The sequence below is a fragment of the Citrifermentans bremense R1 genome (genome assembly GCF_000426865.1).
In the GTDB taxonomy this organism is placed as follows: Bacteria; Desulfobacterota; Desulfuromonadia; order Geobacterales; family Geobacteraceae; genus Geomonas; species Geomonas bremensis.
Window position 1 is genome coordinate 1 of sequence record NZ_AUGE01000049.1, and the last position, 15,358, is coordinate 15,358.

Below are 15,358 nucleotides of genomic sequence, written 5' to 3' on the forward strand. Positions count from 1 at the left end.
TGCTGCGCCAATTCGCCCAATCTATAAAGCAAAGCAGACAGGAGGACGCATGTTTTTGGAAGGACAACCCGCACCTAATTTTTCCCTGCAGGGAAGCGATGGGAAACCCCACACTCTCAAGGATTACGCCGGAAGAATCCTGGTCCTCTTCTTCTATCCGAGGGACAACACGCCCGGCTGCACCGCAGAGGCGGTCGGATTCGCCAAACTGCAGCCGCTGTTCGAGCAACTGGGCGCGGTGCTGGTAGGGGTGAGCAAGGATTCGCTCAAATCACACGCGAAATTCAGCGCCGACTTCAATCTCCCCTTTACCCTCCTCTCCGACCCGGATGCTTCCGTGATGAAGGCCTACGGCGCCTATGGGGAGAAGCAGCAGTACGGAAAGACCACCATAGGCAGCATCCGCTCGACGGTGGTCATCTCCCCCGACGGGATGGTGATCAAGCACTGGCCCAAGATTCCCAAGGCATCGGAACATCCGGACAAGGTGCTGGATTTCTTCAAGATGCTGGCCAAGGGAAGGTAGCGTCAGGTCTAGGCCAAAGTGAGGGCGAAGCGTCGAAGGCTCCCTGGGACGAACCTCGGGGGCCTTTCCCTGTCGAGAGCCCCCCTCTTGCTCCATCTGACCCCATGATTATCTTCGAAACTGCACCTTTATTTCAGTACAGTTTCTCCGTATCCTGCATCAGTACCATGCCTGGACTAAAAGTTCGACGCCCCGATCTATGACGTCCGGCTTTAGGCCGCCAAAGCCCAAGACGACCCTGCTGCAACTGCCCCCTTCTTCGGCACAGGTGGCGGAATAGGGAAATAGCTCGATCCCCTTGCTCCTGGCTCGGGAGATGAGTTCTTTTTCGCTCAGGTCGTGCTGGGAGAGTTCCAGCACCAGGTGCAGTCCCGCACCCTGTCCGAGTACAAGCGCTTTGCGGCCGAAATGGGTCTCGACCGCCCGCAGCATGGCATCGTGCTTCTTTTGGTAGAGAGTGCGCATCCGCCGCAAGTGCCGATCCCAGTCCCCCTGCTCCATGAACCGGGCAAGGGTCGCCTGCTCCAAAAGGGAGACGGTGCAGGCATAGTCGCGGAAAAGCCGCCGATAGGCGGATAGCAGCGGGTAAGGCAGCACCAGGTAACTGACGCGCAAAGCCGGCGACAGCACCTTGGAAAAGGTTCCGAGGTAGACGATGTTCCCGTCGGGGTGCAGCCCCTGCAGCGAGGGAATCGGTTTGCCGTGATAGCGAAGCTCGCTGTCGTAATCGTCTTCGATCACCAGCCGGTCCCCCGCATTCGCCCATTCGATCAGTCTGAGCCGGTTGGCGATGGGCATCACGCATCCGGTTGGGAACTGATGCGAGGGCGTGACGTAGGCAAGGGTGGCGCCGCTCGATTCCAGGGCATCGAGGTCGAGGCCGCCGGAGCCTACAGCTATGGGAACTGTCTCGAAACCGTGGTTGCGGAAAATGGACCTGGGAAGGTGGAAGCCCGGGTTTTCGAGGGCCACCGCCGGCCGCCGCTCTCTCAAGATCTGCGCCACGATGCCGAGGCTTTGCTGGAGCCCGGAACAGATGACGATCTGCTCCGGGGCGCAGGCCACTCCGCGTGACCGCTCCAGGTAGTGCCGGATGCTGCACCGTAGTTCCAACTCCCCCTGCGGGTCGCCGTACTGTACCAGCGCGCTGCGACTCTGGCGCAATGAGTCCAGGAAGCATCTGCGCCATAACGATGTGGGAAAGGTGTCCGGGTCGAGCCGCGCGGGGTGGAAGTCGATGCTTCCCTTGGGCTCCGGCTCGGGGAGGTGGGCGCGCTGCTCCTTTATGCGGGGCGACGGCAAAGGCAGGGCATCCGGCGCCAGCGCGGAAACGAAATAACCGCTGCGCGGCTTGCTGTAGATGTACCCTTCCGCACAGAGTTCAAGGTAGGCGTTTTCGACGGTGTTTCGGCTGATGGAGAGCTCGGCGGCCAACTCCCGGACCGAGAGCAGCTTTGAGTGAGAAGGCAGCTTCCCGGAGAGGACGCTCGCTTTCATCTGATCATAAAGTTGCGTGTACAGCGGCAGCTTGCTGTGATGGTCCAGGATGAACATAAGGCTCCAGATCCATAGGCAGAGGGTTTCCGGCAACCACGGCAGTGTAATGCAGCGACCATATTTGCGTCAAACGCAATCTGCACCCGTCGTCCGGGTGGATCCGTAGGTAAAAACAGGGGGCAGTACCACAAGGAGAGGACAATCAGACATCCTCGCCTCAACGAATCAGCAGCAGACGAAACAGAAAAAATGGAGGTTCACATGTTTTCAGAAAAACTTCTCGACGTAATTAAGCATCCAGGCGTGGTAGCCATTGCTACCCAGGGCGAAGATGGGCCGCACCTGGTGAACACCTGGAACAGCTACCTGCAGCTGCCGCGGGAGGGATGCCTCCTGATTCCTGCAGGGTACATGCATCGTACCGAGGCCAACCTCGCGCGCGACAACCGCGTCCTGCTCACCGTCGGCAGCCACGAAGTAGCGGGGAAGATGGGGCCGGGAACAGGCTTCCTGCTCAAGGGGACCGCAGCCTTTGTCTCGTCCGGGCCGGACTTCGACACCATCAAGGCGAAGTACGCCTGGGCCAGGGGGGCGTTGGTCGTCACGGTAGAGTCGGCTACCCAGACGCTTTAAGGCGCCGGGATCAAGGCATGGCCGACTAGATGCCGAAGGGGGAGATGACATGCGGCCATCCCTGCACGATTGGCATCCACAGCGGCATTTGCCTTTCCAGTTCTACTTTCCACTCTAGAAATAACGAAGGCCCTTGGCGCGTGCCAAGGGCCTTTTCACTGGAACCTGCTACGTCCCGCCGGTCAGCCGCTGACACGAGGAGGGCCGGGTTTACGGTGCTTCCAATCCCCGTGGCGAAAAGCTTTGAAAGTGCCGGCTACCACTTCTGCCGGAATGGTCAAAAACCATATCGTCAGTACGATGGCTATGATCGCCAGGATTATGAGGATAAGCGTTGTCATAATGAACCTCCTGCTTTTCCCTCCTAATAAGACCTTACCATAACCCTATTCACATGAACAAGCGCGGACGCAGTCGCAGGATGGAGCTGTCTTTGGGGCGCCCGGGCGATGTGCAGTTCCTGAATTTACGATATGATTCCTACCTGTTCGCCCGAGGCGGAGGGCTTGGCTGCGGGCAAGGAGGCATCATCATGCAGGACAGCAAAGAGACACCGGATAAGTTGCAGCGAGACCTCGATTACCTGATGGACTGCCTCGCCGAGATGTTCTCGGGGCTTCAGGAGAAGGAACTGTCCGCCTGTCTGCCGCGGGCGGATTCCCTCACGCCTGGCGTCGACTGTCGTTTCGTGAGGGCCTGGTCCATAGCTTTCCAGCTCCTCAGCATGGCGGAAGAGAACTTCGCCGTCCAAAGCCGCCGGGCTCTGGAAACCGAACAGGGACTCGTGGCGGAGCCGGGGCTTTGGGGGCGGGTCCTGGAGCAGATCAAGGAGAGCGGGGTGACCGCAGAGGAGCTTGCCGCAAGGCTCGGTCAGATTCGCGTCGAGCCGGTGCTGACGGCGCACCCGACCGAGGCGAAGCGCGCCTCGGTGCTGCGGCATCTTCATGAACTGTACCTGCTGCTGGTTAAGCGCGAGAATACAGTTTGGACTCCCGCCGAAAAGGACGACATCCGCGACGATATCGTCGCGATGCTGGAGCGCTTGTGGCGCACCGGCGAGATCCACCTGGAGAAGCCGCACGTACTGAACGAGCTCGCCAGCATGATCTACCACCTGCGCGAGATCTTTCCCAAGGCGATCCCGATCCTCGACAAGAGGATCTGCCGCGCCTGGTCCGAGGCCGGTTTAGCGGGCGCCATCTCCCCTATATCCACCGCGCTGCCCCGGATAAGCTTCAGCACCTGGGTAGGGGGTGACCGCGACGGGCACCCGTTGGTGACGCCGGAAGTGACGGAGGCGACGCTTAAGGAACTGAGGCTCAACGCGCTCATGCTGATCCACGGCCAGCTCACCACACTGGGGAGCAGGCTCAGCCTCTCGCGCCGGCTGATCCACCCCTCTGCAGATCTGCAAAGACGGTTGGACCAACTCGCGGCACGCTCCGGCCCGGCGGGGAGCGAAGCGCTCAGGCGCAACCCCGAAGAGCCCTGGCGCCAGATGGTGAACCTGATCAAGGCAAGGCTCCCGGTCGACGTCACGGGGGAGGAGGAGATCCTCTGCGGCGATATGGGGACACGCTACTGCCACAGCGACGAACTCGCCCACGACCTGCAGCTTTTGAGGGACAGCCTGGTAGCCGCCGGGGCTTCCCGTCTCGCCTTGGCCGACGTGGTCCCGGTGCTGCGCACCGTCGAGGTCTTCGGCTTCCACCTGGCAAGCCTGGATATCCGTCAAAACAGCAGCTACCACGACAAGGCCGTGGACCAACTGCTGGCCGCAGCCGGCATCTCCGATCACCGCTTTTCGCGATGGAGCGAGGAAAAGCGCCTCGCCTTCCTCGACCAGGAGCTCGCCTCCCCCCGCCCCTTTGTCCGCGCCGACGCGAAGCCGGGCCCCGAGGCGGAGGGGGTGCTAGGGTGCTTCCGCGTCCTCGCCGCCCACATAGCCCTCTACGGCACCGATGCCATCGGTCCCCTGATCGTCAGCATGACCCGCAGTGTCTCGGATCTGTTGGTCGTTTACCTCCTGGCCAGGGAGGCCGGTCTCACCGCCGCAGGGGAGGGAGGGGCGGTCTGCCTGCTCCCGGTGGTGCCGCTTTTCGAGACCATCGACGATTTGCGTGGCAGTTCCGCCATATTGGAGGCCTTCCTGGTCCATCCCGCCACCCGCCGCACTCTGGCGCATCTGCATGGCGACCAACCGGTACAGCAGGTGATGGTCGGCTACAGCGACAGCAACAAAGACGGCGGAATCCTGGCGAGCCTGTGGAGCCTGTACCGGGGTCAGGAGGCGATGCTGGAAACCGCCCGGCGCTTAGGCGTGCGGCTGCGGTTTTTTCACGGTCGCGGCGGCACCATCAGCCGCGGGGCCGGTCCCACCAGCCGTTTCCTGCGGGGACTTCCGGAAGGTTCCGCCGGGGGCGACCTCCGGCTCACCGAGCAGGGGGAGGTGATTTCCCAGAAGTACTCCAACCCCCTCAACGCGGCCTACAACCTGGAGCTGCTCCTTGCCGGGACGACAGTGGTGACCCAGTCGCCGCGCCACCCCGCCGTCCCCAAAGAGAGGCTGGAATCGCTCATGGACCGGCTGGCGCAACGTAGCCGCTTCGCCTACGAGCAGTTGCTGGCAGAGCCAGGTTTTATCGAGTTTTTCCGGCAGGCGACCCCCATCGACGCCATCGAATGCAGCAGCATCGGATCCCGTCCCGCCCGCCGCAGCAGGTCCGCAACACTTGCCGACCTGCGCGCCATTCCCTGGGTCTTCAGTTGGAGCCAGGCCCGCTATTTCCTTTCGGGGTGGTACGGCGTGGGGTTTGCGCTGGAAGAGCTGCTGAACGAGGACGAGAGATCCTTTCGCGAGCTGGCCGGCCACAGCCAGTCCTGGACGGCGCTGCACTACATCATCAGCAATACCGCTACCAGTATCGCCACCGCCAACCTCCAGATCATGCAGGCATACGCCGGTCTGGTGCTGGACCAAACGGTGAGGGACCCGATCTTCGCGCTGCTGAAAGGGGAATACCTGCGCACCACGAGAATTCTGGAGGAGATCTACGGCGGAGCGCTCGCCGAGCGCCGGGCCTCGGTGTACACCTCACTGGCGCGGCGCGAGGAACCCCTGAAGGTGTTGCACGACCGTCAGATCGACCTGCTGCGCCAGTGGCGGCGCCCCGAGACGCAGCAAAACCGGGCCCAATGCGAGGAACTCTTGTTCCGGCTCCTGGAGACGATAAACGCCATCGCCGCAGGCCTGGGCACCACCGGCTGAAAGTCTGGGGCTAAGGGAGTTAGACAGCGCGCGAAGGGGGGCGCCGGTCTGCTGCTGGCGGGGTGGGAGGGGAGTTGAGTACAGAAAGGCGGCGGAAGCGTTTTCCTGGACTAGGGGTTGACGGTGAACTTCATATTGCATGAAACCGTGTCTCCTGCTAGTATCACAACGGTTTATTTAAGATCCTAGGCTGATTTTGCTGTATCGGGTGAGCGGCGTTGTGACATGATCGTGTATTTGTGACAGACTGCAGACGCATCGATCCTGCAGCAAGCGCTGGATAAACGGGGGACAGCTTGAAACAAACGGATCAGAAGGTCGTGGCATCGCCGGATGAAAGGAGGAGAGACTATAGGCTGACCCCCCTGATCGGCATCTACCTCCTTTGCATGCTCCTCACTCTTTCCCACCTTGGCGAGCCTTATCCCTTTATGGGGAAGATATACACAGGAGATGCCAGCGAATCCATGATTTTTGTCGACTCCGTCGTCTCTTTGTATCTCATAGTAGGGATACTGAAACGGCAAAGGCTCACCCTTTGGCTGCTCATCGCCTATAACTTCCTGGAAAGCGCCAGTGGCATCTCCAACCTGCTTCTGCTCCCTGTCCAGCAGATCATGACTGCTTCTGGTGCCATGGTTCCCGACTACCACTACCGCATCAACGCTTTCTCGGTCTTCGTCTTGTTCCTGCTGCTGAACGTCTTCCTTTATTTCAATCGCGACCGCTTCGATAATAAATCCATCTATCTGTGGTAATCCCGCCGGTCCCGGTTGCTCTTTACTGGTCGGCTATAGTCCCGGCGGCTAGCCCAGCCTCCTCGCCATGAGCGACATCCTCTCCCTCTTTTTTCTTCCCGCTTGATTCCGAGGCGTCTCCAGGAGCCCGGCGGCGTTTGACCACCGGTCTTCGAGGCCGCCCGATCACGCGCACCGCGTTTTGCAGGCATTCGATCTGCGGTATTGAGCTCATGCCAAAGAAAAAGGGCCATGCGGTTGCCATGGCCCTTCTCTCTTTATCATTTTGTCTGCCTGCGCGGCGCGTTGCGCCTCCCTTGGCAGAGGGTATCTATGCGGTGACCTTGCTGGTGGCGACGGCCTCCTCGGCCTGGGCCTTGTCCTTGATCCATGCCTCGCCGACGGGAAGGTTGATGCCGGATTCGGCATATACGGCGACAGCCATCAGGTAAAGTGCCGAGAATGCGCAGATCAGCAGGTCGTAAGCTGCAAAGGTCCCGGCAAGGGCGCTGCCGGTAAATTCTTTGACGTCGAGACCGATGAAGCCAAGCAGCAGGGTGAGGAAGATGAAGGCCAATGTCGCATTATGCTTCATGGAGGCGATGAAGAGGATGAAGGTGAAGATGGTCCAGGCGACCAGGTAGAACCCGAGATCGTTGGCGTTGAAGGCCAGGGTCGGGTAGGAGGCGACCAGGGTCGGGTTCTTCCCGAAGATGATCATCAGGCAAAGGGAAATCCAGAAGGCTCCATAACCGGTAAAGGCGCAAAAACCGAAGTTGTTACCGGTCCTCATCTCCATCAAACCGGCGACGAGCTGGGCGGTGCCGCCGAAGCAGAGGCCGAGCCAGAGGACGGGGGCGATACCGCACCATCCCAGGTTGTGGCATTGCAGCACGAATGTCGTCATTCCGAAGCCGGCGAGGCCGACTACTGCAGGATTTCCCAATTTCAGGTTACTCATTACATCCTCCTATTGTTCAAATTTTGCTTCGCGATATGTGGATTTCGCTGCCGGCTTAACGGGAAGCAATGAACATACCAATGTTATATTTCTGTGTATTCAAAATATAACATCGTAAAAACAAGGAGTTGGCATGGCAAGGGAAGGGCTCCTGCTCCTGCCGTTTTCGCAGGATTGCGAAAACTCTTTTTCACTCTTGCGCGGGGGTAGGTGAAAAAGGCGGTAAGTTAGCTAGTTCGAAGGATCAGGCCGGATCGGGCCTGATTTCGCAAAATTGCGAAACTCCCTCTGCTACACCTTGAACCAGGCGACCATGCCATGGAGTTCGCCGGCAAGCCGGGAAAGTCCGTCGGAGGATTCCCTGATGCCGCTGCACGAGGCGCGGACCTCGCGCGTCAGCAGGGCGATCTCCTCGACGTTCTCAGAAACTTCGCCGCTTGCGGCAGACTGTTCTTCGGTGGCTGTGGCGATCCTTCGCACCATATCGTTAACCTGATCCACGTACTGTGCGATCCGCTCAATGGCCCCGACGGTCGTGTTGACGCGTGTCAGTATGGTCCCCACCGCCTCCCGTTCTTCGCTCATCTTGGCAACCGATCGCCCGACGCTCACCTGCATGTTCTTCACCGTCTGGGTGATCTCGGCGGTGGCGGTGGCTGTCCTTTCCGCAAGCTCCCTCACGCTGTCGGCGACGACGGCGAATCCTCGTCCCTGCTCGCCGGCGCGTGCGGCCTCGATGGCGGCATTAAGGGCCAGCAGGTTCGTCTGGTCGGCGATGTCCCTGATGAGGGTGCCGATCTCGCTGATCTGCGCCGATTGGCCGCCCAGTTCCTCAACCATAACTGCGGTCTCGGTGAAGCTTTGGGCGAAGGCCTGCAACTCGTCGGCCGTAAGCTGCATCGCCCCTTTCCCCTCCGCGGCAATCGCCTTCATCGTGTCGGCGGCGTTGGCTGTGTCGGCGGTGTTCTTAGCCATGTCCATCGTGGTCTGGTTCATCTGGGCCATGGTGGCGGCGGATCCGTCCACCCTGCTTGCCTGGCGTTCCGCGCCGGTCTCCAGCGTGCCAGCTGTGGCTGCCATCTCTACCGAGCTGCCGGCAAGGGTGTCGGTGGCCTCCCCGATACTTTTGACCACGCCCCTGATGCTCACCAGCATCCTGCTGATGGCGTTTTGCACATGCCCCACCTCGTCGTTTCGTGTGGCTGCCAGATCCACGGCAAGATTGCCCTCGGCGACCTCTTCGGCGACCGTGATGAGGCGCTGGATCGGCCCTGTGATGCTGCGGTAGATCCACATCCCCACCAGGGTCCCGATCATTGCGGAGCCGAGGGCAATGAGGATGATAAGCGTCATGCTGTAGCGGATGGTCCGGTTGACCGTGCCTATGGCAACTTCCTGCCCTTCCTGGGCCACCGACACAGTTTTCTTCCCTTTTTCCGCCTGTTTCGAGACGATGTCGCGCAGCTTGATAGCGGCGCTATCCGCCTTCGCCTCAAGTTGCATCTTTTGGTGCAGCTTCTCCAGAATGCCGTTGCGCATGAAGACGGTGTCCCTGATCCCCGCCAGGGAGAGTGAAGCCTCCCTTAGTATCCTTGTTTCCTGCGCAGTACCTGCCGTTTTTATAAGTGTCTCCACCGACCTTTCCGCCACGGCAAGCTTCTGGTATTGCTGGCCGAAGTCGGCGGCAATGGCGTCGAGCTCCTTTTCGCTGGTAGCGAGAAACAGCCGACTGGAAAGGGATTCCAGGGACTTGCCTAAGGAGACGATCTCGGTGTTGGTGGAGAGAACGTTGACGGCGGCGTTTGCTTTGGTGACGTAGCCCGGAAGCCGGGCGGAGAGTTTGCTGACCTGGAGCTGGGATTTGTCGACTTCGTCCTCAATTAAGTCCCACATCTCTGAAAGCGAGGCGTTTGGCTCCTTCAGGAGGGCGTCGACCTGGCGCGGGTCCGCCCCCTCCGTACGTGCCTTGATAGCCGTGTTGGCCTTGGCCAGGAAATCGGCGAATCCCGATCCTATCGCCTTGTTATTCTTGATGTTGCCGTTTTGCTGGATCCTGGTCAGCGTCCCCGCGAAACGATCGTGCAAAGCCTTCTTTTCGGGTGTGCGGAGTATGTCGTAGAAGATGAACTGCAGATCCTTCAGGGAGACCTTCAGCGTTTCGATGCTGGCGAGCTTCTTGGACAACTTGTCGGCATCCTCGTTGGCGCTTGAGTAGGCGGCGGAACTCGACTGCTGCAGCGACCGGACCTTGTTCTCCAACTCCCGGATCTTCCCGTTGGCTTCCTGGGCCTTCTGTACGATGACCGCACGGGCCTCACCGGATTCCTTTTCCGATTTAAGCTTCGCAGCCATGGTGGAAAAAAGCTCCTGGGCGATACCGTTTAATTCGGCCGATGCTTCGAGTTTCTCCCCCGAGATCTTCTCCAGCCGCTCCAGGGTCTTTTGGACCTCCTCAAGCGATTTCTCCGCCTCTTTTTTGGCCGCGGCATATGCGAGATCGTCATGTGCCGCGCCTACCTTGATCAGGTCCGCGGTCGCACCCTGAAGTGCGCGTTGGAATTCGACAGTTCTGACCTGGTAGGGGGTGCTCTTCTCGGTGAGGTAGGAAAGTTTACCCTTGATCGAGGTCATGCTGAAGAAACTGCTGACTGAAACTGCGCCGACAGCAACCAGGACAATGCATGCGTTCAAAATCAGTTTTGCTTTTATAGTCACGTAAAGGCTCCTTTGGAGCGTGGGATTGCGTCTGTCTATTTCCACGCGCATCATACGGTTATCGGTGGTGATCGTCGGTTTCTTAAGAGGAAGCGGATGTGGCATTCTCGAAGGCGGTGAGGCGAAATGGAGTATTCCGGCTCAAGACAAAAAAGCCTGGACCAAAAATGATTGCGCGGTTCCAGTTGCGGGAAGCCCAGGAGAAGGCAGTCGCCGCGCTAAACCCTCAGTTCTTCTGCAATAGTTTGAACTTGTTGCCTGGCGTTGTCTTAGCAACGCGCTCGGCCCGCAAAAAACCAGCAGCTATGACGAGTTTCTCGCCCACCACGTTGCGAGTAGACGCGCAGACCAGGTCCGGGAGGATGTGGCGTCGCTTTGACCACTTTTCGATTGCCGAAAGGCCAAGCTCTCCGCAACACCCGGTGGCATCACCGCCGCCGCCCAAAGTTCCCAGTACCCCCTGGTCGTTGACTTTGGCTGTGTTTTCCGCGCCATCCATCACGGATGGTTGAGTATTGTCGTCTATCGAGGTTCGAGTTGCGGGAATATCTGTCGATGAGGAGGAGTGTCAACAAAGGATGGCGTATAGCAGGCAGTTTCCCGGTCGGAGGTCGGGTGTAATTGAGTTTCTCGTTTTCGGAATAAAATTCGTTAAATTCCGACTCGAATTCGTCGAATCTGTATCCAAATTCGTTAAATTCCGACCCAAATTCGTCGAATCCGTATCCAAATTCGTTAAATTCCGATTCAAATTCATCGAATCCGTATCCAGATTCGTCAAATTCGGAATCAAATTCGTCAAATTTTTTCCAGATTTGATAAATTTTTTAAATTTCACGATTCTGTTTCAAATTCATCTTTTTCCGGTTCAAGATGACATCCCCCCTGCGCCGGAAGCAAGCGCAAGAGGCCTGCATGGAAGTGGTTAGGCAGGAGAGCCCAAGCAAAGCACTGGGTGGAGGTCTTGTTGAAAGTAGTTCCGATCCTGGAGAGAAAAGCGTTTCGGTCGGTATCGTCACGGAAATCGCTTTGCGTTCTATGCCGCGGCAGATGATATGGTGCAGCGCACCGGGCGCGTCTATGCGAGCTTGTCTGGGCATGCTGAGAAGGGCGCCACACGAGCATGAATCTCGCAACGCATGATCGAATGGACGTCCCCTCTTTCCCTCTTTCCGCGCCGGCACGGGGACAGGCGGAGCGGTACCGCCAAAAAGGTGATATGTGCCGGAAAGCAGGGGAAACACGGGAAGGCGGAAAGAACATAGGATTGGGGAAGCTGGGAAACCGCCGTCCCCGAAAAACGGAAAGGAGGCCGTGGACGTCCCCTCGTGGGCCTGCGAAGGTCAGCTTTCAGCTACCCCGGAGCCTGCACACGAGGCTGAAGTTGGAGTCGGTGCGTAAGGGGGAGCCTATTGTTGCAATGATTTCGCGCTGGATCGAAGAAAACACACCGGAGACGTAGGAACGTGATGTGGTGATATGTGATGTGGTAGGGAGCTTAGGTGGGAGAAGCCTTTGCGGCTTCTCCCACATTATTTGAGAACGTTGTCGGTATACTCCGGTGGGCTTCCCGCAGGGGTAGACCAGCGTGCCATCCCAGCATTGTGCTACATTAAGAGCTAGAAGGCAGCGAATTGCTGTTCAACCGCTTTGGCGTTAGCGGCTAGTCCTTGACTGACATTTTTCGACATGTCATCGGGATAGACTTCATCGCAATCACCGAGGAGTCCTGCAACGACTTCCTCGGCTACTTTTTCAGGGGCGGCCTTTGGTATCTCTAACCCCTCAGTTAACCGTGTTGCAACTGGACCAGGGTATATTCCTATGACCCTTGTTCCTTGCTCGGCGAGAGAGCCACGCATCCCCTGTGTAACGGAGTGTAAAGCAGCTTTGGATGCGCAGTATGTGCCATTGGACGGCATGCTAACCATTGCTAGGATAGAGATAATATTGACGATGCAGCCCCCACTGTTTGTTTTCAGGACCGGCGCGAATGCCGTGCACATCGACAAGGTGCCGAAAACGTTGACGTCGAATTCCATTCGTGCGGAAATCGGCGCATCCAAAAGAGAACTGCCAAGATTGATGCCAGCATTGTTGACGAGTATCGTTACGTCGGGGCACGCAAGAGCAGCAGCTTTAACACTCGAAGGATCGGCAATATCAATTACGACTGGCGTGATTCGCGGGTCACCGAGCCCTCCGGGAAGCGTTCCCTTGTTTTTCGTGCCAGCGTAAATTTTTTTCACTCCAGCAGTGAGAAAGGCCGAGACTAACGCGCTACCAATTCCACCATTTGCTCCTGTTACAAGTACTACTTGATCTCGCAGTTCCATGTTTCTGCTCCTTTTAGCGGTTGAAATCACCTTGCACCTTTGCAAGAAGTCCGAGGAGGGTCTTCCTCTCCTCGAAAGAGAGACCGTTGCTGGCATCCTCATTCATCTGTGTCGCCACCGGGACGATTCGGTCACGTAGACAACGGCCTTCTTCTGTCAGGAAGATCAGGAAGCCTCGACGATCACCAGGATTTCCATCCCGCCGTACCAGCCCTTTTTCAACCAGGCGGTCCAAAATACGCCCAGTCGTAGGTTGATCCTTGAATGTGGTCTCTGCGACCTGTTTTTGAGGCAGACCATCTTGTTCAGCTAGCCGGGTGAGGACTGACCATTGCACTGGAGTCAAGTCAAATGGCTTTAGGCGACGGGCCATCTCCAACTGGAGTGTTAATGCAGTCCTGTAAACGGTGAATCCAACGGATGTTTCTAGGGAAAAGTCCATGATTCGCTCCTGTAGTTGTTGTGATTGTAGTAAGTGTGACAACCAAATGTCAATAGGAAATCTCTTGGCACTACCTTGATCTCTATTCCTACCTCTGGGATGGGAGGACGATCGAAGAGGGGCGGACGCCGCGTAGGCGGAGGAGGGGCGTTTGGACGGTTGAGGTGGTGTCGCTGGGCTGATTGAGAGAGGCGAGGCGCGGAGAGGAATCTTTGGCGCGGACCGGAGGAGGACCGGAGCCATAACGCAAAAAGCCCCCGGCTAATGCCGAGGGCTCTTGTTTTAGATGGTCGGAATGAGAGGATTCGAACCTCCGACCCCCTGCTCCCGAAGCAGGTGCAGTAGTTCAGTTGTACCCGGTTGCAGGTGTTGTTGGGGGTCAATCTTTTACTTTTGCTAAGCCATCAACGATGTCCAGTATACTGCTTCTGTAGCGTTCCGACCTAATTGCCCTAAAGAGAGTGAGTAGCTTTTTCTCATTGGGGTTAAGTTGGAAAGCAGAAAAATTTCCTTCCTCGAAAAAGGCAGAAACTGGAATTTTCAATGCTTCTGCTGCCTGCTGCAACTTGACCAAATTAAGCTTGGTCGCGCCACGCTCATACTTTTGGACCTGCTGAAATGTGATTCCTAGCCTTTCCGCAAGTTGTTCCTGCGTAAGCCCCGCCTGGAGCCGGAACTCTCTGAGCTTTTGGCCTATTTCAATATTGTCAAGAACTTTGCTCATAGCCATACCCTTTTCGCAAAGGATACAGACTCAGCATTACGCTAACCACACCTTAACCGGATTAATAGGTATTGACAATACAGCCTATTGGCTGCATATAGCTGTGATCAGAAATTATAAATTATTAGGATGTAATCATAGAGGGGCGGGATGTTGAGCTAGACAACTCCACTAAGAAAGAGCGCCGACAAGGTAAGGACACCGCTTGAAACTATAAATCTAAAAGGAGGGGATCAAATGACGTTTTCGGGAAGAGTTTTGATGGTAGTAGGAACATTAATTGTTATATATGCGATGAATATGGAAGTATCTCTTGTCGGCTCAAATGTGGTTAATATGCACTTGTTAGGCAATAGACAAATGTTTGTAATAATTGGATCAGTAGTTTTGATCTCTGGAGTTCTAATTGGTTATAAAGAAAAATCAAAGAATAATGTAAACGTGGAGTCTGGCAATAATAGAATAATCACAATATGCTTGCAGATTTATCATAGTTATAACAGAGCTGAGTTGTTAGCTGCCACCTCTTTTATGATTATGCTAACGTCATTCTTGCTGCCAGTAAAAAAATATACGTTATCAATATATGATTCATACACTTACATTAGGAGTGATGATATTCAAGTATTTATGTTCTTTTATATTTATCCAATTGTGTTTATGTTGGTTAAAAGGGAGTTGAATTATAAAATACTTGCTCCGATATCAGCATTATCATTAGTGGTATCTGTGTGTAATCTGTATGACAAATATGTTAACAGGTATGGATATGACGACCATATGACGGTTATATCAATCAGCGCAGGTCCATGGGTGTCAATGATGGCAACTGTTTTGTACGTTGCCAGTGCCTTAGTACTATTTAGGCAGACAAGGATTTCACAGTAGCAAAATTTGATACGCTAATTGGCTTTTAAATCAAAAATACTATCTCAGTTTCCTAGCCCCTTGGCCATTCCGGTCAATGGGGCTTTTTATTTATCGAAACAGAAAAGGAGGCCGTATGCGACAACAAGATATAATCACGCAACTGTCGAGAACCGTGAACCCCTCAGAGGCTGTATTCACGATCACTATGGAGAACATCCTTCTAGCGATAGTGCAGCGACTAGGAGAAAAGGCCCTAGCCTTGTCTGAAGCTGAACTTTTTTTGGCCCGGGAAGAAGTCAGGAACGCCATCGATCATTACCTAGATGAGTGGGAATATATCAACATAGGGCTTGATACCTGGCAAATCGTCCGTGACCTCTAGGCCCCCCCCACCACACACACCGCATAGCAGTATCAAAACACTAACACCAGAATAGGAGGTAATTCATGATGTGGGTATTCCTGTCTGCAATTTCTTTAGCGATGACGTTTATGCGCCTCGGTGCTCTAACGGTTAGCGTGATGTATTTTACGGTGTTCTTGAAGTTGTTGGTGATGCGTATTCCGGTCGATTGCGACCGGCATTCCGATCTGATTGCGACCGCTGTTCCGGCGTGATCGCGACCGGCATTCCGCTGGGATTGCGACC

At 56.2% G+C, this 15,358-nt stretch carries 15 protein-coding genes; 7 read left to right on the top strand and 8 right to left on the bottom strand.

The features are described from left to right. The first annotated feature begins 49 nt into the window (after window positions 1–49). Complete coding sequence (locus tag K419_RS0118005) at window positions 50–526, top strand: peroxiredoxin (RefSeq protein WP_026842781.1); 477 nt, start codon at window positions 50–52, stop codon at window positions 524–526. A gap of 159 nt (window positions 527–685) precedes the next feature. On the opposite strand, the gene pdxR is transcribed toward K419_RS0118005, so the two are convergent. Further along, window positions 686–2,080: a MocR-like pyridoxine biosynthesis transcription factor PdxR gene (pdxR, locus tag K419_RS0118010; protein ID WP_026842782.1), complete on the bottom strand. Its 1,395-nt coding sequence runs from the start codon at window positions 2,078–2,080 to the stop codon at window positions 686–688. Window positions 2,081–2,284: 204 nt separating this feature from the next. On the opposite strand from pdxR, the gene K419_RS0118015 reads away from it, so the two are divergent. Beyond that, the gene (locus K419_RS0118015; RefSeq protein WP_026842783.1) at window positions 2,285–2,656 is read left to right on the top strand and encodes a pyridoxamine 5'-phosphate oxidase family protein; all 372 of its coding nucleotides are present in this window, start codon (window positions 2,285–2,287) and stop codon (window positions 2,654–2,656) included. 182 nt (window positions 2,657–2,838) lie between these two features. Here K419_RS0118015 and K419_RS23915 read toward each other — a convergent pair whose 3' ends face one another. Further along, complete coding sequence (locus K419_RS23915) at window positions 2,839–2,997, bottom strand: hypothetical protein (RefSeq protein WP_198013126.1); 159 nt, start codon at window positions 2,995–2,997, stop codon at window positions 2,839–2,841. A gap of 191 nt (window positions 2,998–3,188) precedes the next feature. Between K419_RS23915 and K419_RS0118025 the strand changes: the two genes are divergently transcribed. Together K419_RS0118025 and K419_RS0118030 are read left to right on the top strand one after the other, a co-directional pair. Next, window positions 3,189–5,924: a phosphoenolpyruvate carboxylase gene (locus K419_RS0118025; RefSeq protein ID WP_026842784.1), complete on the top strand. Its 2,736-nt coding sequence runs from the start codon at window positions 3,189–3,191 to the stop codon at window positions 5,922–5,924. A gap of 296 nt (window positions 5,925–6,220) precedes the next feature. After that, window positions 6,221–6,682, top strand: a complete 462-nt coding sequence (locus K419_RS0118030; protein ID WP_026842785.1) for a hypothetical protein — start codon at window positions 6,221–6,223, stop codon at window positions 6,680–6,682. A 22-nt stretch (window positions 6,683–6,704) separates the two neighbouring features. On the opposite strand, the gene K419_RS0118035 is transcribed toward K419_RS0118030, so the two are convergent. The 6 genes from K419_RS0118035 to K419_RS0118075 all read right to left on the bottom strand — a co-directional run bounded on the left by K419_RS0118035 (window position 6,705) and on the right by K419_RS0118075 (window position 13,839). Then, window positions 6,705–6,926, bottom strand: coding sequence for a hypothetical protein (locus K419_RS0118035; RefSeq protein WP_026842786.1), 222 nt, complete (start codon window positions 6,924–6,926; stop codon window positions 6,705–6,707). 66 nt (window positions 6,927–6,992) lie between these two features. Beyond that, window positions 6,993–7,622 (bottom strand): acetate uptake transporter, encoded by a 630-nt coding sequence (locus K419_RS0118040; protein WP_026842787.1) that lies wholly within the window; start codon window positions 7,620–7,622, stop codon window positions 6,993–6,995. Between the two features lie 291 nt (window positions 7,623–7,913). Continuing rightward, complete coding sequence (locus K419_RS0118045) at window positions 7,914–10,337, bottom strand: methyl-accepting chemotaxis protein (protein WP_026842788.1); 2,424 nt, start codon at window positions 10,335–10,337, stop codon at window positions 7,914–7,916. Window positions 10,338–11,956: 1,619 nt separating this feature from the next. Beyond that, window positions 11,957–12,673 carry an SDR family oxidoreductase gene (locus tag K419_RS0118060; protein WP_026842791.1) on the bottom strand — a complete coding sequence of 239 codons (717 nt, stop codon included), beginning with the start codon at window positions 12,671–12,673 and terminating at the stop codon, window positions 11,957–11,959. Between the two features lie 13 nt (window positions 12,674–12,686). Beyond that, window positions 12,687–13,115 (bottom strand): MarR family winged helix-turn-helix transcriptional regulator, encoded by a 429-nt coding sequence (locus tag K419_RS0118065; RefSeq protein WP_026842792.1) that lies wholly within the window; start codon window positions 13,113–13,115, stop codon window positions 12,687–12,689. Window positions 13,116–13,494: 379 nt separating this feature from the next. After that, complete coding sequence (locus K419_RS0118075; protein ID WP_051293097.1) at window positions 13,495–13,839, bottom strand: helix-turn-helix domain-containing protein; 345 nt, start codon at window positions 13,837–13,839, stop codon at window positions 13,495–13,497. Between the two features lie 237 nt (window positions 13,840–14,076). Here K419_RS0118075 and K419_RS0118080 point away from each other — a divergent pair, with 237 nt between their 5' ends. The 3 genes from K419_RS0118080 to K419_RS23685 all read left to right on the top strand — a co-directional run bounded on the left by K419_RS0118080 (window position 14,077) and on the right by K419_RS23685 (window position 15,327). Beyond that, window positions 14,077–14,727 carry a hypothetical protein gene (locus tag K419_RS0118080; protein ID WP_026842794.1) on the top strand — a complete coding sequence of 217 codons (651 nt, stop codon included), beginning with the start codon at window positions 14,077–14,079 and terminating at the stop codon, window positions 14,725–14,727. Between the two features lie 115 nt (window positions 14,728–14,842). After that, window positions 14,843–15,091 (top strand): hypothetical protein, encoded by a 249-nt coding sequence (locus K419_RS0118085; protein ID WP_035497481.1) that lies wholly within the window; start codon window positions 14,843–14,845, stop codon window positions 15,089–15,091. A gap of 65 nt (window positions 15,092–15,156) precedes the next feature. Beyond that, the gene (locus tag K419_RS23685) at window positions 15,157–15,327 is read left to right on the top strand and encodes a hypothetical protein (RefSeq protein WP_156912242.1); all 171 of its coding nucleotides are present in this window, start codon (window positions 15,157–15,159) and stop codon (window positions 15,325–15,327) included. Window positions 15,328–15,358: the final 31 nt, after the last annotated feature.